The following is a 21,788-nucleotide window of genomic DNA, read 5'->3' as shown; positions in this document are numbered from 1 at the left end:
GGCCGACGACGGCACGGCGCCCACCGCACCGGCCACGCCCGCCATGCATCGCCGGCTGCGCGACACGCTGCACGCGCTCGTCGGCCTGCGCCTGTCGCTGTATCCGGCCGCGGCCGGGCAGCCGCCGCAGGCGCCGGACGGAGCACGCGCATGATCCCGCTTTCCCATCCGTCTTTCCGACCGCGACCATGATCGGCGAAATCGACATCTTCGGCGTATTCGTGCCGGCCCCGCTCGTGCTGATGCTGATCGCCTACCTGATCAACATCGTCGTGCGCGCCGTGCTCGAGCGCGTCGGCTTCTACCGCCTCGTCTGGCACCGTTCGATCTTCGACCTCGGCATCTACGTATTCGTGTTTGCCGCCGTCGTGATCGTGTCCCACCATCTCGTGGCTACCTAACGTGAAAAAAACCTGGCTCTCGGCAGGGCAAATCCTGCTCACCCTGATCGTCGTCGTCGTGGCGGCCATCGTGCTGTGGCGCATCGTCAACTACTACATGTTCTCGCCGTGGACCCGCGACGGTCACGTGCGCGCCGACGTGATCCAGGTCGCGCCGGACGTGGCGGGCCTCATCACGTCGGTGCAGGTCGCCGACAACCAGGAGGTCAAGCGCGGCCAGGTGCTGTTCGTGATCGACCAGGCGCGCTACGCGCTCGCGGAACGGCTCGCCGAAGCCACGCTCGCGCAGCGCCGCGCGACGCTCGCGCAGGCGAAGCGCGAGTACGCCCGCAACCTGCAGCTCGGCAACCTGGTTGCGAGCGAACAGGTCGAGGAAAGCCGCACGCGCGTCGAACAGGGCGAAGCCGCCGTCGCCGATGCGCAGGTGTCGCTCGACACCGCGAAGCTGAACCTGCAGCGCACGACGATCGTCAGTCCCGTGGACGGCTACCTGAACGACCGCGCGCCGCGCGTCGGCGAATACGTGCCGGCCGGCCGCGCGGTGCTGTCGGTCGTCGACCGCAATTCGTTCCGGGTCGACGGCTACTTCGAGGAAACCAAGCTGCGCGGCATCCACATCGGCCAGCCGGTCGACATCATCGTGATGGGCGAGCCGCGTGCGCTGCGCGGCCACGTGCAGAGCATCGTCGCCGCGATCGAGGATCGCGACCGCACGCAGGGCGCGAACCTGCTGCCGAACGTGAACCCGGCATTCAGCTGGGTGCGGCTCGCGCAGCGCGTGCCGGTGCGCGTCGTGCTCGACGAAGTGCCCGACGATTTCCGGATGATCGCGGGCCGGACCGCGACCGTCTCGATGCGCGAAGCCGACACGCGCCGCAAGGAAAACGCGAAGCCAGCCGCCGGCGCGTCGGCGGCGGCCGGCACTTCGTCGGCCGCCAGCGCGGCAGGAGCATCGCGATGAAGCGGCACGGTCTGCGCCTCGCCGCGACGCTCGCGCCGCTTGCGCTCGCACTCGGCGCGTGCAAGTCCGTCGGCCCCGATTACACGCTGCCGCAGCAGGCGTACGTGAATGCGCCGCTCGCGAACCATGCGCTCGACGATGCAAACGGCACGCTCGTGTCGCGCGACGCCGTGCCCGGCAACTGGTGGCAGCTCTACGACGATCCCGTGCTCAACGGGCTCGTGCGCGATGCACTGAAGTCGAACACCGACCTGCGCGTCGCCGCGGCCAACCTCGCGCGCTCGCGTGCGGCACTAGAAGTCGCAAGCCAGCAGGGCGGCTTCTCGGGCCGCGCGGAAGCCGCCGTGCAGCGCGCCCAGGAATCGGCCGAGCAATACCTGCTCGAGAACAAGCTGCCGGTCGTCAACGAAGGCGCGGTCGGCATCAACGTGTCGTATGAGATCGACCTGTTCGGCAAGCTGCGGCGCGGCGTCGAAGCCGCGCGCGCGGACAGCGAGGCCGTCAGGGCCGCCGGCGACCTGGCGCGCATCACGGTCGTCGCCGACGTCGTGCGTGCATACGTCGAATCGTGTTCGGCCGGCGACGAGCTGGCTGTCGCGAAGCAGTCGCTCGCGCTGCAGAAGCAGCGCGTCGCGTTGTCGCAGCGGCTGCGCGATGCCGGGCGCGGCAACCAGACCGACGTGACGCGCGGCGTGACGCAGGTGCGCACCCTCGCCGCCGATATCCCGCGCTTCGAAGGCCGCCGCAAGGTCGCGCAATATCAACTCGCCGCGCTGCTCGCGCGCTCGCCCGCCGACCTGCCGAAGGCCGTTGCCGAATGCGAGCGCCTGCCGAAGCTGCGCCAGCCGATTCCGATCGGTGACGGCGCCGCGCTGCTGCGCCGCCGCCCCGACGTGCGCGCAGCAGAGCGGCAACTCGCGGCCGCGACCGCACGCATCGGCGTGGCGACCGCCGCGCTGTACCCGTCGATCAGCATCGGCGCGTCGGCCGGCTCGGTCGGTGTCGCCGCCGACCTGTTCTCGTCCACGACGAATCGCTGGTCGTTCGGCCCTCTGATCAGCTGGTCGTTCCCGGTCAACGGCCAGCGTGCGCGCGTACGCGAGGCCGAAGCCGCGACGGGCGGCGCGCTCGCGCATTTCGACGGCGTCGTGCTGAACGCGCTGCGTGAAACGCAGTCGAGCCTCGCGACCTATGCGGCCGACGTGCAGCGCACGGAAGCGCTGCGCACGGCCTACGAATCGGCCCGCAATTCCGCCGACGAAACGCATCGCCTCTATCTGGCCGGCCGCGAGTCGTTCATCTCCGATCTCGACGCGACGCGCACGCTGACGAGCGCGCAGGCGCAGGTGTCAGCCGCCGAAGGCCAGGTCGCGACCGACCAGGTTCGGCTCTTCCTCGCGCTCGGCGGCGGCTGGGATGACGATGCGGCGCCCGACGCGTCGAAGCCGAAGTCGAAGCAGGCGCCGGCGAGCAGTGCATCGGCAGCCTCGGCCGCCGTCACCGCAGCCGAGTAACCCGCCGACGCAGACCTAGAAGCGCGTCTGCACCCCGACACGCGCCAGCAGCTGATTCGGGCCGCTGGCGGTGCCGTTCGGGTCGATGATGCCGCTGACGAGTGCCTGCGCGTCGGCGTTCGCGCGCTGGTACACGGCCACCGCGTACACGGTGGTCCGCTTGGACAGAAAGTAGTCCACCGACGCGCTCAGCTGATGCGCGTGATGGTTCTCGAGGTACGCGTTGCCCTTCATGTACAGGTAGCTCGCGCCGAGCTGCAGCGCGGGCGTGACGAGGAACGTCGCCCCCAGTTGGCCCTGGGCAATCGCCCCGCCGTTCGCGCCGTTTCGCACGGTCGTGACGAGCGCGTTCATCGCGAGCTGGCCGAAATCGTAGCGCGCGCCGACGCCCCAGTTGCGGATGCCGACTTGCGGCCCGCCCGGCTGCAGATACTTGACCTCGGTGAACGCGGCGGCAGCGCCGAATGCGCCATGATCGTAATTCAGGCCGGCGCTGACGCTGTTTCCACTACCCAGCGATCCGGGCACGCCACCGAATCCAACCATCGCGCCCATCCGGAAACCGGCGATGGACGGCGACTGATACTTGACCGAGTTCGTCACCGTCTGGCCGGACATCCGGTCCCAGTCGAACTGCGCCGCGTAAGGCGGGTTGTACGGAAGCGCGATCTTCTGGAACGGGCCCGCGCGAAAACCGTACAGGCCGCCGACCGCAAACGCCGCATCGGTACGCCCAAAAAACAGCGCGTCGATCATGAAGTCGTACTGGTTGCCGAACTTGATCGACCCGAACCGGTTGTCGGTCAACCCGACCCATGCGTTGCGCCCGAACAGGCCTTTGCCGGGCGGCTGGATCGCCCCCGTGCCGACCGCGATCTGGCTGACGAGATCGAAGACCGCGTGCGTGCCGCCACCGAGATCCTCGTCCCCCCTGATACCCAGCAGATTGGGCGCCATGATGCCGTCGTCGAACTTCAGGTTGCCGTGTCCACCCGAATTGCTGACGTAGGTGATGCCCGCATCCAGAAAGCCATACAGCGTGACGCTGCTACCCGTTCCCGCCTGCGCGTCGTGCGCGCATGCCGCAGCGCCCAGCGCGATTCCCATCCAGACCACCTTTTTCATTGCTCGTCTCCATTGACCTGATTTCCGGTTTATTTAGTTATGTTGATTATTGTTTTCGTGCTGCCGCATCGAAACGATGCATGCGGGCTCGCGTGAAACGAATTCCGCCCTTGCCGGCGGTGCCTGTCCTGCCCGGACAGGCACGCCTCCTGCCGATCGAACCGCTATTGCGCTGTGGAACGCGAATCGAGCAGATCCAGCGCGACGTCGACGATCATGTCCTCCTGCCCGCCGACCATCCGCCGCTTGCCGAGCTCGACGAGAATATCGACCGCCTTCAGCCCGTACTTCCGCGCCGCCGCTTCCGCGTGGCGAAGGAAGCTCGAATAGACGCCGGCATAGCCGAGCGCGAGCGTCTCGCGATCCACGCGAACCGGCCGATCCTGCAACGGGCGCACGATATCGTCGGCCGCATCCATCAACAGGTGCAGATCCGTGCCGTGATGCCAGCCCAGTCGCTCGGCCGCCGCGACGAACACTTCGAGCGGCGCATTGCCGGCGCCTGCCCCCATGCCGGCCAGACTCGCATCGATCCGGTCGCAGCCTTCCTCGACGGCGACGATCGAGTTCGCGACGCCGAGGCTCAGGTTGTGGTGCGCATGCATGCCCGTCTGCGTGTCGGGATTCAGCACGGCCTTGATCGCGCGGAAGCGGTCGCGTACGTCGTTCATGTTCATCGCGCCGCCGGAATCGACCACATAGATGCAGGTCGCGCCGTAGCTTTCCATTTTCTTCGCCTCGACGGCCAGCCGGTCCGGCGCCGTCATGTGGCTCATCATCAGGAAGCCGACCGTGTCCATGCCGAGTGCGCGCGCATGCTCGATGTGCTGCTTCGAGATATCGGCCTCGGTGCAGTGCGTCGCGACACGCACGACGCGTGCGCCCGCATCGTATGCGGCTTGCAGGTCGTGGATCGTACCGATGCCAGGAATCAGCAGCGTCGCGATCTTCGCATGCGTGACGACGTCTGCCGCGGCCGCGATCCATTCAGGATCGCCATGCGCACCGAACCCGTAGTTGAAGCTCGATCCTTGCAGGCCGTCGCCGTGTGCGACCTCGATGCTGTCGACCTTCGCGGCATCGAGCGCGCGGGCGATCGCCTGCACGTCGTCGACCGAATACCGATGCCGGATCGCATGCATGCCGTCGCGCAACGTGACGTCGGAGATGTAAAGTTTCTTGCTCATGATGAAGGCCCTGTTACGCGCTCGCGCGCTGCAGCGACTGCGCCATGCGCTCGGCGGTCGCGAGCGCGGCGGACGTCATGATGTCGAGATTGCCCGCATACGCCGGCAGGTAGTGCGCGGCGCCCTCGACCTCGATGAAGATCGACGTCTTCAGCCCGCTCATGCGGCCGAGGCCCGGTATGTCGAGCGGTGCGGATGCCGGGATCACGTCGAACTGCACCGCCTGCTTCAGTCGATAACCCGGCACGTATGCCTGTACCGCGCGGGCCATCTCGTCCACCGACGCGGCGATCCGCGCTTCGTCGGCCAACTCCGACAGCACATAGACGGTGTCGCGCATCATCACCGGCGGCTCGGCCGGATTCAGGATGATGATGGCCTTGCCGTGCGCCGCGCCGCCCACCGCCTCGATCGCCTTCGACGTCGTCTCGGTGAATTCGTCGATGTTCGCGCGGGTGCCGGGCCCGGCCGACTTGCTGCTGATCGACGCGACGATCTCCGCGTAGTGCGCCTTCGCGACGCGCGATACGGCCGCGACCATCGGAATCGTCGCCTGGCCGCCGCACGTGACCATGTTCACGTTCGGTGCGTCGAGATGCGCATCGAGATTGACGACCGGCACGCAGTACGGGCCGATCGCCGCGGGTGTCAGGTCGACGCAGCGAATGCCGGGCTTCAGCGTGCGCAGGAATGCGTCGTTCTTCACGTGCGCGCCGGCCGACGTCGCATCGAACACGAAGTCGATATCGTCGAACACCGGCAATCGCGCCAGGCCCTCGACGCCTTCGTGCGTCGTCGCGACGCCCAAGCGCGCCGCCCGCGCGAGGCCGTCGGACGCCGGGTCGATGCCGACCATCGCGGCAACGTCGAGATGCCGCGCATGCCGCATGATCTTGATCATCAGGTCGGTGCCGATGTTGCCCGAGCCGATGATCGCGGCCTTGAGTTTCGGATGGCTCATGAAAGTCCTCAATCGATGAAAGTCGCGCGCACGCTGCCGAGGCCGGCAACCTCCGCGACGAACGTGCCCGCCGCCCGGACGGCGACCATCGGCCCGAGCGCGCCGGTCAGGATCACGTCGCCCGTACGCAGCGGCGTGCCGAGCCGCACCATGCGGTCGGCGAGCCACGCGGCCGCGTTCAGCGGATTGCCGAGGCAGGCGGCGCCGTTGCCGCGCGACAGCACGTTGCCGTCCAAGGACAGCGTCATCTCGCAGCCCGCGAGATCGACGTCCTTCAGCGGCACGGGCCGGCTGCCGAGCACGAAGCGCGCGCTCGATGCGTTGTCCGCGACGGTGTCGACGAAGCGGATGTCCCAGTCGGCAATCCGGCTGTCGACGATCTCGACCGCCGCAAGCGCATACGCGCACGCACGCTGCAGGTCGGCGAACGTATGCTTCTCGTGCACGAGGTCGTGCTCGAGCACGAGTGCGATCTCCGCTTCGACCTTCGGCTGGATCAGCTGCGGCAGTCGCATCGGTTCGGCATCGCCGGCCGCCATCGACGCGAACAGCGTGCCGAAATCGGGCTGGTCCACGCCGAGCTGCCGCTGCACCGCGAGTGACGTCAGGCCGATCTTGCGCCCCACGATGCGCTCGCCGTTGCGGACCCGCAGGTCGACGTTGGCTTGCTGCACCGCATATGCGACCGCTCCGTCGTCCGCTGCGATCTCGGCGCGCACCGGTTCGGTCGCCCTGCATTGCGCCTCCGCGTGGCGAAGGCGCGCGGCCAGCGTGTCGATGACTTCGGAATCCGGCATCTTCAAGGTTCTCCCGCACTCGGTCGGTGGTGGACTGGAATCGCGCATACCCATCACGCGTTCGCGATGAAATCGGCGACCAGGCGGTTGAACTCGTCCGGATGCTCGATCATTGCCCAGTGCCCGCAGCGGTTCAGGAGCACGAGACGCGAATCCGGAATGTTCGCGAGCAGATACAGCGACGTCTCGAACGACACCACGCGATCGTCGCGGCCGTGGATCAGCAGCGTGGGCGTCTTGATCGCGGGCAGCAGCTCGGGCTTCACCCACTTCGGGAGCGGCGCGCCGGCCGGCAGCCCCGCCACGTAGTTGCTCAGGTGCTCGGGGCGCAGCAGCGCGGCATCCGATCGGGCCTGGCACAGTTCCGCTGTCGCGAAGCGCGCCTTGTCGTACACCATGATCTCCACCAGCCGGCGCATGTGCTCCGGCGACGGATCGCGGTACGCCTGGATCAGTACCTTGAGCCCTTCGGACGGGCCGTCGCCCGCGCCGAACAGCGTCGGCATGCGCCCGACCGGCGGCCCCATCGTCACGAGGTGCGTGATGCGTTCCGGATGCTCGGTCGCGAGCCGCAGCGACGTCTGGCCACCCATCGAATTGCCGACGAAAGCGGCCCGCTCGATGCCCAGCGCATCCATGAACTGGATCGCCGCGTCAACGTGGTCGAGCTGCTCGACCGTCGCCGGATCCGATTGCCCCCAGCCGGGCATGTCGACGGCGTACACGTGGAACCGCTTCGCGAGTGCGTCGATATTGCCGCTGAAGTTGCTCCATCCCGTCGCGCCCGGGCCGCTGCCGTGCAGCAGGATCACCGGATGACCGCTGCCGGCCTCGTGGTAATGAAGTTGCCAGTCCCGCGTCTTGACGGTGCGGCTGGTCTGAGCCTGGGTAAGCGCCATGATGGTTTCCTTCCCGAAAGTGATTGAGGTGTGTCGCGCCCGAGCGCGCGGCGTCAGCCGCGCAGCAGGTCCGCGACGACGTGCGGAGGGCAGTGCCCCCAGGTACTGAGCCGGTCCAGGTGCTGCACTTCCCAGCTGGATTCGTCGATGACGAGCCCGCCCCAGCCGAACTCGACGTTGAAGCCCGACGGCGTACGCACGTAGAAACTGAACATCCGGTCGTTGGGGTGCATGCCGAGGCTCATCTCGAGCGGCTGCTTCGCTTCGAGGCAGCGATCATGCGCGAGCCCGACGTCGCCGAGCTCGGCCGCCTCGATCATGAAGTGATGCATGCGCTTGCCGAACGGCATGTTCGCGAACGCGACCGAGTGGTGACGCGGGTTGCAGTGCAGGAACGCCACGCTGGCCACGATGCCGGGCGCCACCTCCTCGTCGATGACGTCAGTCATGCGAAAGCCGAGCAGCCCGTACCAGTCGACGAGCACACGACGGTCCGCGCCGTTCTCGATCAGCACCTGATGGCCCGCGCCGATTCCGCCGGTAACGAAGCGCGACACGCGTTGCGGGGACTCGAACGGCGTATCGGCGGCGGCCAGCCCGACATAGAGTTCGACGCGGTTGCCCAGCGGATCGGTCGTCACGGCGAGGCGGCGAACCGACCGTTGCGCGCACAACTGATCATCACCCTCGACGACTTCGTTGCCGGCCGCGCGCAGCCGGCCGACGATCGCATCGAGATCCGCGTCCGTCTCGCAACCGAAGCCGGTGAACGCGAGATCGTCGGCCCCGCCCCGGACGACGATCCAGCGATGCGCCGCGCCGTCCATCCGCAAGCCCAGCATGTCGTCGGTGCGGCTGCCGACCTGCATGCCGAGCAGGCCGGTCGCGAAGCGTTCCCACGCGGCAAGATCGCTTGCCTCGATGCCGACGTATCCGAGTTCCGTCACTGTACTCATCCTGCTCTCCTTCATTGATTCGTCCCGCATCGGCTGACGGTGCGATCGGGTACGGCGAGACCGCTCACGTCGGCGGCCGCGACGAACCGGTCCGGGCGCAGCGCGACCGCGCGCGCGCCGAACTTGCGCATCCACGGCTGCAGCACGCCGTCGAGATCGACGAATTCGTCGGGCCCCTGCGTATGTTCATCTTGCTGGCGCACGGCGATGTAGCGCGCGCCCAGCCGGTCCCACGCCGACTTTTCGTCGGCGCTGAGCAGGCTGGCCGGATCGACGTCGTCGCCAAGGAGTACGAAGCCGTCACCCAGCAGGTCGTCCAGCCGCGCCATCGCGCCGCGGTTGTCACCCACCACCGGCTGCGGCACCATCCGGCCGACGACGCTCTCATCGCCGAGCGGGCCGCGCAGCCATCCGGCCGCGAGCACGGGCGGCGCAATCAACGGTGGTTCAGGCGCGTCCGGGCAGGGCGGCGCGGCAAGGGCTGCCTGCTCGTCCTCCGACAGTTCCTGCTTGATGATGCGGCCGAGTTGAACGGCAAGCTGCGTGTAGAACGTCGCGTTCGGCCGGCGTTCCGTCTCGTAGGCATCGAGAAAATCTTCGGACAACGTACCGTTCAGCACACCGGAAAGTTTCCAGCCGAGGTCGAAAGCATCGCGCATGCCGGTCTGCATGCCCGCGCCGGCCCATGGCGGCATCAGGTGCGCGGCGTCGCCGGCGAGAAACGCGCGGCCGGCACGCCACGTATCGGCCATGCGCGTGTGATGCCGGTAGAACGCATACTGATGGATCTCGACGTCGTCCTCGCTTACGCCAAGCGCCTTCAGCAGCGGCCAGACCTGCTCGTGGGTCGCGAAATCGGCTTCGCTTTCCCCGGGCTTGAGCGGAAGCTCCCAGCGATGATTGCCGCCGGACAGCGCGATATCGACCACGGGCCGCTCCTTGTCGGACCAGAAGGTCAGCAGGTTGCGATCCGGCCACCAGCGCTTCACGCGGCAGTCGATCACGATCCACTGCACGTCCAGCGTATCGCCAAGCAGCTTGATGCCCAGCATGCCGCGCGTCGCGCTGCTCCCGCCGTCGCATCCGATCACGTAGCGCACACGCGTGTCATTCGTTTCGCCGGTCGCCGTATTTCTCGTACGCACGGTGACGCCCGCGTCGTCCTGCGTCAGCGAGATCACCTCGAAGCCGTAGCGCACGTCGATCTCGCGCTCGTACTTCGCCGCGCACTCGCGCAAGGCCGCTTCCATCGTCGGCTGATAGATGTTGAAGAAGCGCGGCTTGATGCCGAGCGTCGACGGCGGGTGTTCGATGCGCATGATCTCGGTACCGTCGTAGCGCATCCAGCGCAGCGCACGTTGCGGATCGATGTGTTTCAGCACCGCTTCGTCGACGCCGAGATTCTGGAAGATCCGCATCGTCCAGTCGTTGACCGTCACCGCCCGCGCCCGCGGGTAGATCTCGCGATGCCGTTCGAACGCCACGCAGGAAATGCCGTGCCGGGCCAGCGTGAGCGCGGCGATGACGCCGGTCGGACCATAGCCAACGATCGCAACGTCGGCGTCGTACTCGTGAGTCATGGGGTGTCTCCTTCTCCTGTAGTGCGTTCGTCACGTGGTGTGACGGTCCACGCCGTCGATGGGCGAATTGTACCGATAGGTCCAATACTGAAAATCTAGGGAAAACGCGTATTGGACCGATCGGTACAATAATTGGGAGGCGTATACTTTTGCCATGGACAATCCACAACAAATCGGTAACCGGCGCGGTCAGAAATCACGCCAGGAAATCCTCGACGCGGCGGCTCGTGTCATGTCGGCCTATGGCTATGCCGGCACATCGATGTCTGCGCTGGTCGAAGCGACCGGCATCCCGAAGAGCGCGATCTACCATCACTTCGGCTCCAAGGCCGGATTGCTCGCGGAAGTGATGGCGCAAGGCGCGCGGGGGTTTTTCGATGCGATGCGCAATGCGCACGCGAACCCGCCCGACGGCACGCCGCGCGAGCGGCTGGGCTGGTATCTGCAGAAGACCGGCGAGGTCTTCCTGCATCGCGAGAATTTCCTGCGCCTGCTGTTCGTGATGGTCATGAGCAACGAGGCGGCGGAGCCGGAAGCGATGCAGACCGTCGTCGATGTGCGGAATGAAGGTCGCGACTACATGCGCGAAATGATTCGCAACGCGTTCGGCCAGGATGGCAAGGGGATGACCGCCGCCGCCGCGGACGATCTCGCGTACTTCGGCATGATGGGTTTCGACGGCGCGTTCGTCTCGTTGCAGTCCGGCGACCCGAGATCGATGACGAAACACATGGCGCAACTGACCGATGCACTCGTCGCGCTGGGCGAGACGCGAGCCACCCCGGCCCGCAAGACGGCTTCGCGTCAGGCCGCGGCGCCGCGCAGCGCATCGAAGCGCAGCTAGGCGCGCTGGCCGCGAACGGCAGCGCGCTACGCGTCGTCCCGCAGCGCAGCATGGATTGCGGGGCGACCGTGACGCCGCCGCGCGACTCGCCGGGCGCTGCGCGCGAGGCCGCCCGGAGGCCGGCCGGAAGCTTCCGGCGAATGCCCGCCGGGCAATCGAGCGACCGTTCGCAACCGGAATGCCGGGCATCGCAAACCCGAGCCGCATTTCGCCGGCATTGAAGGTAAACTCGTCCGCAATTTCCCGTCTCTTACCCACCGCCCGCCGGGCGGCTCATTTTCCGGAGATCCACCATGCGAACCAGCGCCCGCAACCATTTCGCCGGCCAGGTCAGCGCCGTCAAGACCGGTGCCGTCAACGACGAAATCACGCTCCGCACGCAGGACGGCCTCGACATCGTCGCCGTGATCACCCACGGCAGCGCGGCTTCGCTGGGCCTCGCGGCCGGCTCGAAGGCATTCGCGCTCGTGAAGGCGTCGTCGGTGATCGTGATGGTCGACGTCGACAGCAGCAAGGTGTCGGCCCGCAACTGCGTCGCGGGCACCGTATCGTCGGTCGCGAAAGGCGCGGTCAATTCGGAAGTCGTGATCAAGGCAGCGGGCGGCGCCGAGATCGTCGCGATCGTCACCAACGACAGCGTCGATCGCCTCGGCCTCGCGAGCGGCACGGCTGCGTCCGCGATCTTCAAGGCATCGAGCGTGATCGTCGGCGTCGAGTGAACGCATGACGATCGCGATGGCGATCCGTTTGGCGCGGCGCATTCACACGAATCGCGCCGTGCGGCTGCCGGTGGGATGCGTGCGATGACAACCGCGTTCGATCACGCTCGGCAACGGGCGCTGCAGTCGTTGCTGTCCGCAACGGCCAGTGCCGACACACCCGATGCACGCCTGTTCGGCGCACTCGTTGCGGCACGCGCGCGCCGTGATGAACTCGGGCTGCTCGGCCTGTCTCATCGTCAATTGGCCGGCCTGCTGACGCGGCAGTTTCCGCGCCTGCCTGCGGCCGATGTCGCAGCGCTCGCGCCAACGGCCGCGATGGCAGTGCTGCCATCCACTCACGCGGCGTTCGTCGCAACGCTGCACACGCGGCTGATGAACGACGCGAATCCCGCCGCCGACCGCGACGACGCCGGCTGTCTCGCGTCGATCATCGCGCACGCCTGCCTGCGCCCCGATCATCTGTGGCGCGATCTCGGGCTTGACGGGCGTGGCGCGGTATCCGCGATGCTCGATCGCTATTTCCCCGCGCTTGCTGCGCGCAACATCGCTCACCTGCGCTGGAAGAAATTCCTCGCACAGGAAGTGGCCGCCTCGCTCGATGTGCCGCCGGGCCCTGCCCCCGGGTGCCCGGGCTGCGAGGATTTCGGCTTTTGCTTTCCGCACGCGCGATAACCACCGCGGCGGGCGGTCTGCCCATTCGAGTCGCCGCGTCGCCATCCGGAGAACCCGCCATGACCGACATTGCAAGCCCCAACCTGCCGTCGCGCGATTTCGAAATCACGTCCCGGTTCTACGAAAAACTGGGGTTCGCCGAGACCTGGCGCGATGACGGCTGGATGATCCTCAAGCGCGGCGACCTGTTGCTGGAATTCTTTCCGCACCCCGAACTCGATCCGGCGACGAGCTGGTTCAGTTGCTGCTTCCGGCTCGCGGACGTCGGCAGGTTCTTCGACGACGTGCTCGCAGCCGGCATTCCGGAGCAGGCGACCGGCTGGCCACGCGCGCACCGGCCGACTTGCGAAGCCTGGGGCGGCACGGTCGGCGCACTGATCGATCCGGATGGTTCGCTGATCCGGCTGATCCAGACCGAAGACTAGGCTCGCCCCCGCTGCTGCGGTCGCGCTCGGGCGGCGCTGCAAACAGATGCGCGCGCGATGCAACGCACGCCCCATAAACGGTTACCTTGCAAACCGTATCGCCTGCTGTTCGTGACGCGGTCAATGCCGGTGCCGGTGATGAATGTCCGGAAAATGCGCATGGCTGTGCGTGACCGGCAGATGCACGTGCGGATGCGTGTGCGGTTCGTTGCCGTCGTACGCAAAATCGTGCGCATGCTGGTGGTGTTCGTCGTGCCGATGCCGATGCGTGTGCTCGAGCTGCTCGTGCGTGTGCGTGTGTTCATGCCGTTCGCGAACGTGAAGCCAGATACCGAGCGCCATCAGCGCGGCCGCGATCCAGAACGTCGCGGGCGGCAGCGCGGGCCAGATCAGCAGCGACAGCACGACGCCGAACAGCGGCGCGATCGAGAAATAGGCGCCCGTGCGCGCGCTGCCGAGATGACGCAATGCGACGACGAACAGCACGAGGCTGATCCCGTAGCCGCCGAGCCCCGTCAGCATCGCGGCAGCCGTGACCGGGACAGCCGGAAGCGTCGCGCCGGTCGCCAGCGCGATGCCGATGTTCACGGGTCCGGCGATCAGCCCCTTCGCGCACGCGATGACCATCGCGTCGTTCGCGGCCACGTTGCGGGTCAGGTTGTTGTCGACCGCCCAGCACAGGCATGCGCCGACGATCAGCAACGCGCCGACCGGCACGCCGACCTGGCCCGGCGTCCACGACAGCAGCGTGCCGCCGGCGACGATCGCGACCATCCCGAGGAACACCTGCGAATCCACGTTCTCGCGAAACACGACCCACGCGATGACAGCCGTCAGCACGCCCTCGAGATTGAGCAGCAACGCGCTCGTCGCTGCTGGCGTGCTCGACAGCCCGAGCATCAGCAAAGCCGGGCCGGCCACTCCACCCGCCGCAATCGCGCCGGCCAGCCAAGGCAGGTCTGCACGCTGCAGCGGCGCGGCGCCTGCGGTCGGTGCGTGCCGGTTGTGCAGGCGGCGAAACAGGATACCCATACCGAGCCCGACGCCGCTGCCGAGATAGAACAGGCCGGCGACCATGAACGGCGACATCGCGCCGATCAGCGCCTTGGCGAGCGGTGTCGCGGCGCCGAACAGCGCGGCAGCGGTGAGCGCGACGAGAATCGCGGAATGTCTCGAGTGCATGATCCGGTTTGAATTGACGTTGAAGGGCGCCGGCCGTCGCAGCGGGTCGCGTCGCGGAGGGCTTGTCGTACCTTTCGCAATGCAAGCTGCATCGCAGGCGGCCAGCTTGCGCGCGACCTGACGGCCTCGGCGAGATTATCGCGCGTCATCATGTCACGATGACCGGTCGCAAACGTCCACGCGCCAGTCAGTGGTTACAGCATGCCTCTATGTTAGGAAAACGAATTAATTGAACGACGCGTTGCCGTATTCGGGGCATGCGTACCGTCCATGCGCAAACGACACAATCGAAACAACGCGCGTGCAGCGTCGATCGGCGAACTTTCTTCGTCCGGTCGCGTGGTCTGTTCGAGGTGGGACAGGTAAGAGCCCGGCACGTCGAGCACCGGTGGGAGCAGTCCTGACCTGCCTCGGTCGAGGCAGGTCAGTCCGTCGTGTCATTCACCGCGGGCGATGTGCCTGCGGGACTGCGCCGTGCGATATGCAGCGGCGCGGTGCGGATTACGCGTTTCCGGCCGTTTGCTGCTCGACCTGCGGCGCTGCGTCGGCTTGCGCTTCCACGTTGGCCGGTTGCGGCTCGGCGGCGGCCTCGGCCGGGTGTTCGGCCTTCGGCTGCTGCGGCGCGCCCTTGGCCGCTTGTGTCGCGCCCTTGCCGGGGCGGCGTGCCTTCAGCCGGCGCGCCCGCGCTGCGTCGTCGTGCGTGACACGCCCTGCTTCGTTACCCTGCAGATCGACCCGCACGGCGTCTTCGACGAGGCACGACCAGTAACGGTTGCCACGGCACCACGTCGACATCGCTTCACGCAGTTCGGCTTCGTTGAGCCCGACGGCCTGTGCTTCACGTGCGAGGTCGTCCCAGATACCGACCTTGAGCGGCACTTTGGGGGCCGGATTCTTCGGGAACGCACGCGGAAACTTGCGCTGCAGTTTGCCGATCGCAACGATGACCGGATCGACCGGCGCCGCCGGCTTCGCCGAAGCCGGCTTCGCGCGGTGCGCTGCTTTGCCGCCGGCCGCAGCCGGCTTGGCGCCACGCTGCGGCTGGTCGCCGGACTTCGGCTTCGCGCCGGTGTCCGCCGGCGCTGCCGGCCGCTTCGCGTTGCGCTCCTGCTTGGCCTTCGCTGCGAGCTGCGCCCGCAATTCGGCAAGTTGTTCAAAACCCATAAATTCAATCCACCAGGAATATAAGGTGTGGTTCGTGCGGCCATGCCGCGCGGCGCACAAGCTTCGCCGCCATGCGTGCGACCCGTCTGCCGCCGATGCGGAATACGACGGGGCCGCATCGCGCACGCCACTCTGTTTTCAGGCACCCGGCCACGATGCCGGACAAGGCAGGAGTGGAAGTATACCGGTACGCGCGGCGGCCGGTTGACTCACTGGTCTGCATTGGCCTGATTCGGGGTACCGGAAATGCGTCCATGCGGTCGTGTTGCGCATTATATGGATACGTTTCCGGAAGTCACGCCGTTCACTCTCGTTGGCGGAAATCGGGGCCATTTTCCGTGCTGCGATTGCCCCGGCAGTAATGATCGACGTCCGACACGTGGTATTCCGTCTCGGGACGTCGAATGCGATCGTGCCGTATCGGTGCGTCGCGGGCCCCGGCTGCGATTCTGCATCCCGGTTAGCGGCGTCGGCCGCGTGCGAATCAAAGATCACGGCGACGAATCGGCGCAAGCGCCGTGCCCATTCGAAAGCATCGGTGCCCGCACACGACTCGTTGCGTCCGCACCCATCCCGTGGCGCACGAAGCGGCCGAAAAGTGCGTAGTATGGCCGGTTCGATGTCGTCGGCAGCGTACCTCGGCCCGTTTCGCCTGGCCCCACGGGCGAGCCGCCGGCATCACGCTTGCCAGCCAAAAGAACGAACCGGTTGTACAAAACGGAGCAGATACATGGTTCCCCCACACGACATCCCGCACGACGGCATCATGCGCGAGGAGATTCACCATCGGCAGATCGATATGCGCGGCTATCGGCGCAGCGACGGCCGGTTCGAAGTAACGGCCTGCCTCTCGGACCGCAAAACCTTTGATTTCACGCCGCCGGGCGGCACGCGAACGGTCGCTGCGCTGTCGCCGATCCACGACCTCGGCGTGACACTGGTCTTCGACGCCGACATGGTCGTCCGCGCCGTATCCACGTTCCTCCGGTCGCATCCGTATGCGCAGTGCCCGGGCGGCGGCGACTCGCTGCAGGCGCTCGTCGGACTGAGCATCGGCGCGGGGTGGAACAGCGAGATTCGCAAACGCCTGCCGTCCTGCGATACGTGCACCCACCTGAAGGAGTTGCTCGGCCCGATCGCCACCACGGCCTATCAGACGATGGTCGGCATGCGGAAGTCATCGCTCGAGGCGCGCGACAGCGACGGAAAGCCGCTCAAGATCGACAGCTGCCATGCCTATGGCGCATCGCGCGATCTCGTGAAACGTCTTTGGCCCGAATATCACCGGCCTTCGGAGACGGCAAAGCGCAGCTAAAGGCCCGGCATTCTGCCGGTGCCGTACCGACAGAATGCGTGCGTGGCGTGCACAAACGTGCGTCGAGCAGTCGTCGCAGTTGCAGCGCCTGCGATCAAAAAACGCCCAGTGCAAGCCCCGCTGCAAGACCGGCGCCCAATTCGGCGCAGCGCGCGAGATCGCCGGCGTCGATCGTCTTCGCCGCGAGGATGCGTTCCGGCGTCTGCGCGTGCGTGCAGACGATCAGGCCCGGTGCCACGTTCTTCAACCGCCATCCGGTCGCGATCCGGTCGATCTGGCGCAGCGCGTTCTGCCCGTCGCTTCCTGCACAGATCATCACCGCATACGGGCGGCCGTTCACGCGATCGAGCGCCGCGTAGTAGCAGCGGTCGAAGAAATCCTTCATCAGCCCCGACATTGCCGCGAGATTCTCCGGTGTGGCGAACAGATAGGCGTCGGCGGCCAGCACGTCGTCCGCGCTCGTCGCATCGGCGCGCTGCAGCCTCACGTCGACGCCGGTTTGCTCGCGCGCAGCGCCGGCGGCCGCTTCGGCCATCTGTTGCGTGCCTCCGGTCATCGTGTGATAGACGATCAACAGCGTCTTCATTCGTCGTTACTCACGTTCGGTTTCAGGTGCGCTGACGGCATCGCCGATTTCCGCTGAATGGCCGGAGACCCGATGAGGCAATCCCGCATTCGCTTGCGCGGATCTGCCGGTTTGCCGGCTCGTCGTTGCGAGGCACGTATCGATCGTGCACGTCGCGCCAGGCTCGATTCGCGCAAGTTCGACCGGATACACGATCAGTCCGTTGCGTCGCGCGATGCGTCGGCGCGTTCCGGTTGCGCGTAGTACGCGAGAAACATGTCGGCAGCGGATTCAGCGACTTTTTGTTGCTCGGGCGCCGCGAGCGGCGGCTGGCCCATCGTTACCTGCGGCCAGAACGCGAATACCTTCACGACACCGTGCAACTGGTGCGCGGCAAACACCGGATCGGTGACCGACAGGCGTCCGGCGGCCGCGGCCGTCCGCACCCAGACTGTCATGTCTTCCTCGCGTTCGCCGAGGCGCTCGACCATGTCACGCGCACGTTCCGGCGAATGGATGGCCGCACCGATCGCGACGCGTGCGAGCGACAGAAATGCCTCGTCGCTGAGCAGGCGCATTTTGCGATCCAGCAACGCAAGCAATTGTTCGCGCAGGGGCACATCGGCACGATAGGTGGGCGAACTGCCTGTCCGGGTCGCATCCCACATTTTTTGCAGGATGGCGGCGAACAACGTTTCCTTGCCCGGGAAGTGGTTATAGACCGTGCGCTTCGACACGTCGGCACGCGCAGCAATGCGGTCCATGCTGGTCGCGTCGTAACCCGACGCGAGAAATTCCTCGATGGCCGCGTCGACGATGGCCGCGCGCTTTCGATCGGTCAGGCGCTGAGGGGGAGTGCTGGTATCCATTCAGAAATTTTACACCGGGTAGTTTACTTATCCCAGAAATAAACTACACTGTTTAGTGTACTTTCTATTCCGGACGAACCGACATGGCATCGCCTCTCGTTTTGATTCATCGCATTCTGGGTTTGGCGGCCGCCCGGCGCGGCCGCGCACTGTCTGGCGGCTCGCCGCAGCACAATGGCGAGCGTTTCAGCAATGTCGCGCCCCGTCCGGTCGAGGGGTTGGGCAAGACGCTCGGGATCGCCTGGAACGTGCTGTTCAACAAGCCGCGCAATACCGTGCCCGCAGGGCGGCTACCCGTCGATTCGCTGACGCGCGCGGAACTCGACGCTGCCCCCGATCGCAGCCTGTACCGGCTTGGCCATTCGACGCTGCTGCTCAAGCTGCGCGGCGAATTCTGGCTGACCGATCCCGTGTTCGCCGAGCGCGCGTCGCCGTTTCGGCGCGTCGGGCCGAAGCGTTTCCATGCGCCGCCGATCGCGCTTGAAGATCTTCCGCCGCTGCGCGGCGTGATCCTGTCGCACGATCACTACGATCATCTCGACCGCGACACGGTGCTCGCGCTCGCGGCAACCACTGGCGTGTTCGTGACAACGCTGGGTGTCGGCGACCGCCTGATCGAATGGGGCATCGACGCGAACAAAATCCGTCAGCTCGACTGGTGGCAGAGCGTCGACGTCGCCGGCCTGACGCTGACCGCGACACCTGCCCAGCACTTTTCCGGGCGCAGCCTGTTCGACGGCAACAGCACGCTGTGGGCGTCCTGGGTCATCGTCGACGACGACTTGCGCGTGTTCTTCAGCGGCGACACCGGCTACTTCGACGGTTTCCGGACGATCGGCGAGCGCCTCGGGCCGTTCGATGTCACGCTGATCGAAACAGGCGCCTACGACGCGCAATGGCCGTACGTGCACATGCAGCCGGAAGAGACCGTGCAGGCGCACATCGATTTGCGCGGTCGCTGGCTGGTCCCGATTCACAACGGCACGTTCGATCTCGCGATGCATCGCTGGCAGGAACCATTCGAGCGCGTCACGGCGCTGGCGATCGTGCGAGGCGTCGATCTGTCGACGCCCAGGATGGGCGAACGCCTCGCACTCGACGAACCGCATCGCGGCGAGCGGTGGTGGCGCACGGTCGACGAGCGCGTGACGTCCGTTGCCACGAAATCGCGCCGCTGGACGCTTTGCGCGTCGCAGGCCACGAAGTAAAACCCACCATCGTTGTACATTTTTTCCCCGGAGCGCGGCAATGTCGCGACTCCGGCAGGCGCGTTGCCGGCGTACCCGCACGTCGACGGGTTGTCTGTAGACCCGATTACCTGAGTAGAGAAGTCATGCCTCCGACACCCGTCCGATACGCACCAGGCCAACCCGTCGACGACGCCACCATCGCCGCATTCAACCCGGCAGTCCCCCGATCGACGAGCCATAGCCGGGAGAACGACCTGCGGCAAACGCTCGCAGAGCGCGTCGCGAGATGGACGGATGACGTCGATCACCTCACCACGGCCATTCCGAACCTGAGCCTCCATCGAAGGGAGGCGACAACGCAGCCGATGGACTGCATGGTCGAGCCGAGCTTCGGTCTCGTCGTCCAAGGCACGAAGCGGCTCATTCAGAGCGGCGATGTGTATCTCTGCGACGCCAACCGCTTTCTGATCACGTCTCTCGACTTGCCCGGTTCGACGCAGATCATCGAGGCCAGCCGCGAAAGGCCGTTTCTCGGAATCGGGCTCAAGCTTGATTTTCGGGTCATGGCTGAACTGATGGCGCAGGTCGCAGCGGATCACGAGGAAGCCCCTGCCGGCCGCGGCCTCGTCGTCGGGGATATGAACGAACCGCTCTACGACGCAGTGAATCGCTTGCTGGCGTTGCTGGATGATCCGAATGCCATTGCAGTTCTTGCACCGTACGTCGAGCGGGAAATCTATTACCGGCTGCTGACGAGCGACCAGGGCGCGCGTCTGCGCCAGATTGCGTCCGCCGGCAGTCAGGGCAACCGCGTGTCGCGGGCGATCCAGTGGTTGCGGACCCATTACGACGAGTCGCTTCGGGTCGACGATCTGGCGGCGCAGGTACAAATGAGCAGCTCGACCTTTCACCACCACTTCCGCCAGCTCACCGGCATGAGTCCGCTGCAGTACCAGAAATGGATACGGCTAAACGAAGCACGTCGACTGATGCTGTCCGAGCGGCTCGATGCCGCGTCGGCATCGTTCAGGGTCGGATATGCGAGCCCGACTCAGTTCAATCGCGAATACAGCCGGTTGTTCGGTAATTCTCCGCGGAGAGATATCGATAGCCTACGAAGTGGAGCGGATGTTGTTCTGTCGGTGGCCACGACGTATTGATCGCGGGGACGGTACTTGAGATGCAGGATCCGTGTTTGGTGGTATCCGTAGACGGGTCGCATCGACTCTCCACGTGAAAGGTCGATCCGGTTGAGCCGGACGAGCGCAGCGGGATACGCGCTTGTTGCTGACCGCCGGATTGATTGCCAGGCAGCCCGCCGCGAATTTCGATTTGAGTATCGAGCGGTCCGACCAGCACCCGAACTCGCAAGTGTTCCATCGGCGGGAGACGAGTCGTCTCATACCGACCTCATGAACTGATGGGGGCTTTGGCTCCTCTGCAACCAAGTCGCCTTAGTGCCCTCCTGTCGCTCGGCCACGTACTCTCCAGTGCCGGAAGTCTCGCGCCTCGTTGCAGCCCAACGATTCGCGCGGTGAGAGTGTGCGTTGTCACGTGACAACTCTCGCTGAGAGATCAGCGCAGGCACCGGATATGAGTGTTCTGGTTCGTGTCGTGAGGTATCGGATTCGCCTCACTTCGATTCAGCTCGATATCAGCCCAACAAAGACGTCTTGAATACTACGTATTACGTATCTAATGATACAATTTTCAGTGCCTCCTTACCGTCTTTGGCACGAAGCATGCGAAATGATCATACGCCCCTATTTACAAGGGTGATATCGGCGATTGGGCGTGAAACAACATGAAGAATAGAGCGCAACCCATTGCCAGGTAAGGATTTCCACGAACGTCGAATTTCCTGGAAATGTTTCACGATCCGGCCCGTCTGAGTTGTAATGTAGCCTTCAACACTGCAGTTCGTCGCAAATCAGAGCCTCGCATGCAGAGTTGTCGCGCAGAAGTTCCGGGCTTAACTCAAGGCTACGCGCGACCAAGGTCATACCCCCCCCCTTCCGACCCAAACATGGGCAAAGGTGATTCGAACAAAACACCCCGCATAAATGGGGTCATATCAAACACACCCGTGATACGTACTCACGGGTGCAGCCCGGCAAGCTAACCGGCGCCTTTCTTCTGGCATATGACTACGGATAGACAATGATGAAGCTCCCGGGTCTGCGAAGCAATTGATGACCATACTCTTCTACATAGGACGCCCCTCGTCCGACATGCGGCGCAAGCCGCCACTTCGACACCCAAGTCCCCCGATACAACACGCCAGTTGTCACGTGACAACGCCGCAGCCAATCCATCCAGGAAGCTGCATATTGCGATAAGTCCGCGACGCGAATCTCTTCTTTAGCGATCCACGTGCTCATGCTCTATTGAGTCCAATCACAACCCCTCCAGAGGAACGATTCAGCACTTCCGTTACCTTCCGCTCTGAATCGATTGTC

21 protein-coding genes are annotated in these 21,788 nt (G+C 65.6%); 10 read left to right on the top strand and 11 right to left on the bottom strand.

All coding sequences use genetic code 11. From position 1 onward, the window contains the following. Positions 1–188 precede the first annotated feature (188 nt). The 3 genes from F3J15_RS19025 to F3J15_RS19015 are packed head-to-tail and all read left to right on the top strand — an operon-like array spanning position 189 to position 2,876. Positions 189–401, top strand: coding sequence for a DUF1656 domain-containing protein (locus F3J15_RS19025; RefSeq protein ID WP_011350409.1), 213 nt, complete (start codon positions 189–191; stop codon positions 399–401). A 1-nt stretch (position 402) separates the two neighbouring features. Continuing rightward, complete coding sequence (locus F3J15_RS19020; RefSeq protein WP_166893419.1) at positions 403–1,362, top strand: HlyD family secretion protein; 960 nt, start codon at positions 403–405, stop codon at positions 1,360–1,362. Next, positions 1,359–2,876 carry an efflux transporter outer membrane subunit gene (locus tag F3J15_RS19015; protein ID WP_166893417.1) on the top strand — a complete coding sequence of 506 codons (1,518 nt, stop codon included), beginning with the start codon at positions 1,359–1,361 and terminating at the stop codon, positions 2,874–2,876. The genes F3J15_RS19020 and F3J15_RS19015 overlap by 4 nt, the downstream gene beginning before the upstream one ends. A 15-nt stretch (positions 2,877–2,891) precedes the next feature. Here the strand turns inward: F3J15_RS19015 and F3J15_RS19010 are convergent, their stop codons facing one another. The 7 genes from F3J15_RS19010 to F3J15_RS18980 form a co-directional block, all read right to left on the bottom strand. Next, on the bottom strand, positions 2,892–4,001 hold the full coding sequence (locus F3J15_RS19010; protein WP_240159067.1) for a porin: 1,110 nt from the start codon (positions 3,999–4,001) through the stop codon (positions 2,892–2,894). Between the two features lie 164 nt (positions 4,002–4,165). Further along, positions 4,166–5,188 carry a 4-hydroxy-2-oxovalerate aldolase gene (gene dmpG, locus F3J15_RS19005; RefSeq protein WP_166893415.1) on the bottom strand — a complete coding sequence of 341 codons (1,023 nt, stop codon included), beginning with the start codon at positions 5,186–5,188 and terminating at the stop codon, positions 4,166–4,168. A gap of 13 nt (positions 5,189–5,201) precedes the next feature. Further along, the gene (locus F3J15_RS19000; RefSeq protein ID WP_166893413.1) at positions 5,202–6,149 is read right to left on the bottom strand and encodes an acetaldehyde dehydrogenase (acetylating); all 948 of its coding nucleotides are present in this window, start codon (positions 6,147–6,149) and stop codon (positions 5,202–5,204) included. 8 nt (positions 6,150–6,157) lie between these two features. Then, on the bottom strand, positions 6,158–6,946 hold the full coding sequence (locus tag F3J15_RS18995; RefSeq protein WP_166893411.1) for a fumarylacetoacetate hydrolase family protein: 789 nt from the start codon (positions 6,944–6,946) through the stop codon (positions 6,158–6,160). A 53-nt stretch (positions 6,947–6,999) separates the two neighbouring features. Continuing rightward, positions 7,000–7,845, bottom strand: a complete 846-nt coding sequence (locus F3J15_RS18990) for an alpha/beta hydrolase (protein WP_166893409.1) — start codon at positions 7,843–7,845, stop codon at positions 7,000–7,002. Positions 7,846–7,898: 53 nt separating this feature from the next. Then, the gene (locus F3J15_RS18985; protein WP_166893407.1) at positions 7,899–8,801 is read right to left on the bottom strand and encodes a VOC family protein; all 903 of its coding nucleotides are present in this window, start codon (positions 8,799–8,801) and stop codon (positions 7,899–7,901) included. A gap of 11 nt (positions 8,802–8,812) precedes the next feature. After that, complete coding sequence (locus F3J15_RS18980; RefSeq protein ID WP_166893406.1) at positions 8,813–10,381, bottom strand: bifunctional 3-(3-hydroxy-phenyl)propionate/3-hydroxycinnamic acid hydroxylase; 1,569 nt, start codon at positions 10,379–10,381, stop codon at positions 8,813–8,815. Between the two features lie 154 nt (positions 10,382–10,535). Here F3J15_RS18980 and F3J15_RS18975 point away from each other — a divergent pair, with 154 nt between their 5' ends. The 4 genes from F3J15_RS18975 (at position 10,536) to F3J15_RS18960 (ending at position 13,044) form a co-directional block, all read left to right on the top strand. Beyond that, entirely contained in the window at positions 10,536–11,225 is a 690-nt protein-coding gene (locus F3J15_RS18975; protein WP_089486771.1) for a TetR/AcrR family transcriptional regulator, read from the top strand. A gap of 293 nt (positions 11,226–11,518) precedes the next feature. Further along, on the top strand, positions 11,519–11,944 hold the full coding sequence (locus tag F3J15_RS18970; protein ID WP_069249909.1) for a TOBE domain-containing protein: 426 nt from the start codon (positions 11,519–11,521) through the stop codon (positions 11,942–11,944). Between the two features lie 84 nt (positions 11,945–12,028). Beyond that, complete coding sequence (locus F3J15_RS18965; RefSeq protein WP_166893403.1) at positions 12,029–12,619, top strand: nitrogen fixation protein NifQ; 591 nt, start codon at positions 12,029–12,031, stop codon at positions 12,617–12,619. Between the two features lie 59 nt (positions 12,620–12,678). Beyond that, a complete protein-coding gene (locus F3J15_RS18960) occupies positions 12,679–13,044 on the top strand; it encodes a bleomycin resistance protein (protein ID WP_166893401.1) in 366 nt (121 codons plus the stop codon). A gap of 120 nt (positions 13,045–13,164) precedes the next feature. Here the strand turns inward: F3J15_RS18960 and F3J15_RS18955 are convergent, their stop codons facing one another. After that, positions 13,165–14,226, bottom strand: a complete 1,062-nt coding sequence (locus tag F3J15_RS18955) for a DMT family transporter (RefSeq protein ID WP_166893399.1) — start codon at positions 14,224–14,226, stop codon at positions 13,165–13,167. A gap of 501 nt (positions 14,227–14,727) precedes the next feature. Continuing rightward, the gene (locus F3J15_RS18950; RefSeq protein WP_166893397.1) at positions 14,728–15,390 is read right to left on the bottom strand and encodes a ProQ/FinO family protein; all 663 of its coding nucleotides are present in this window, start codon (positions 15,388–15,390) and stop codon (positions 14,728–14,730) included. A gap of 730 nt (positions 15,391–16,120) precedes the next feature. On the opposite strand from F3J15_RS18950, the gene F3J15_RS18945 reads away from it, so the two are divergent. After that, a complete protein-coding gene (locus tag F3J15_RS18945; protein ID WP_166893424.1) occupies positions 16,121–16,705 on the top strand; it encodes a DUF2889 domain-containing protein in 585 nt (194 codons plus the stop codon). 94 nt (positions 16,706–16,799) lie between these two features. Here the strand turns inward: F3J15_RS18945 and F3J15_RS18940 are convergent, their stop codons facing one another. After that, positions 16,800–17,291, bottom strand: a complete 492-nt coding sequence (locus F3J15_RS18940; RefSeq protein ID WP_069249914.1) for an NAD(P)H-dependent oxidoreductase — start codon at positions 17,289–17,291, stop codon at positions 16,800–16,802. A gap of 194 nt (positions 17,292–17,485) precedes the next feature. After that, positions 17,486–18,139: a TetR/AcrR family transcriptional regulator gene (locus tag F3J15_RS18935; RefSeq protein ID WP_166893395.1), complete on the bottom strand. Its 654-nt coding sequence runs from the start codon at positions 18,137–18,139 to the stop codon at positions 17,486–17,488. An 83-nt stretch (positions 18,140–18,222) separates the two neighbouring features. Between F3J15_RS18935 and F3J15_RS18930 the strand changes: the two genes are divergently transcribed. Together F3J15_RS18930 and F3J15_RS18925 are read left to right on the top strand one after the other, a co-directional pair. After that, the gene (locus F3J15_RS18930; protein ID WP_166893393.1) at positions 18,223–19,347 is read left to right on the top strand and encodes an MBL fold metallo-hydrolase; all 1,125 of its coding nucleotides are present in this window, start codon (positions 18,223–18,225) and stop codon (positions 19,345–19,347) included. Positions 19,348–19,472: 125 nt separating this feature from the next. Beyond that, positions 19,473–20,489, top strand: coding sequence for an AraC family transcriptional regulator (locus F3J15_RS18925; protein ID WP_166893392.1), 1,017 nt, complete (start codon positions 19,473–19,475; stop codon positions 20,487–20,489). The last annotated feature ends 1,299 nt before the right edge of the window (positions 20,490–21,788 follow it).

It is taken from the genome of Burkholderia sp. Ap-955 (assembly GCF_011753045.1).
Lineage (GTDB): Bacteria > Pseudomonadota > Gammaproteobacteria > Burkholderiales > Burkholderiaceae > Burkholderia > Burkholderia lata_D.
Note: the sequence above shows the minus strand (reverse complement) of the source record. Positions and strands in the feature narration are given on the sequence as shown.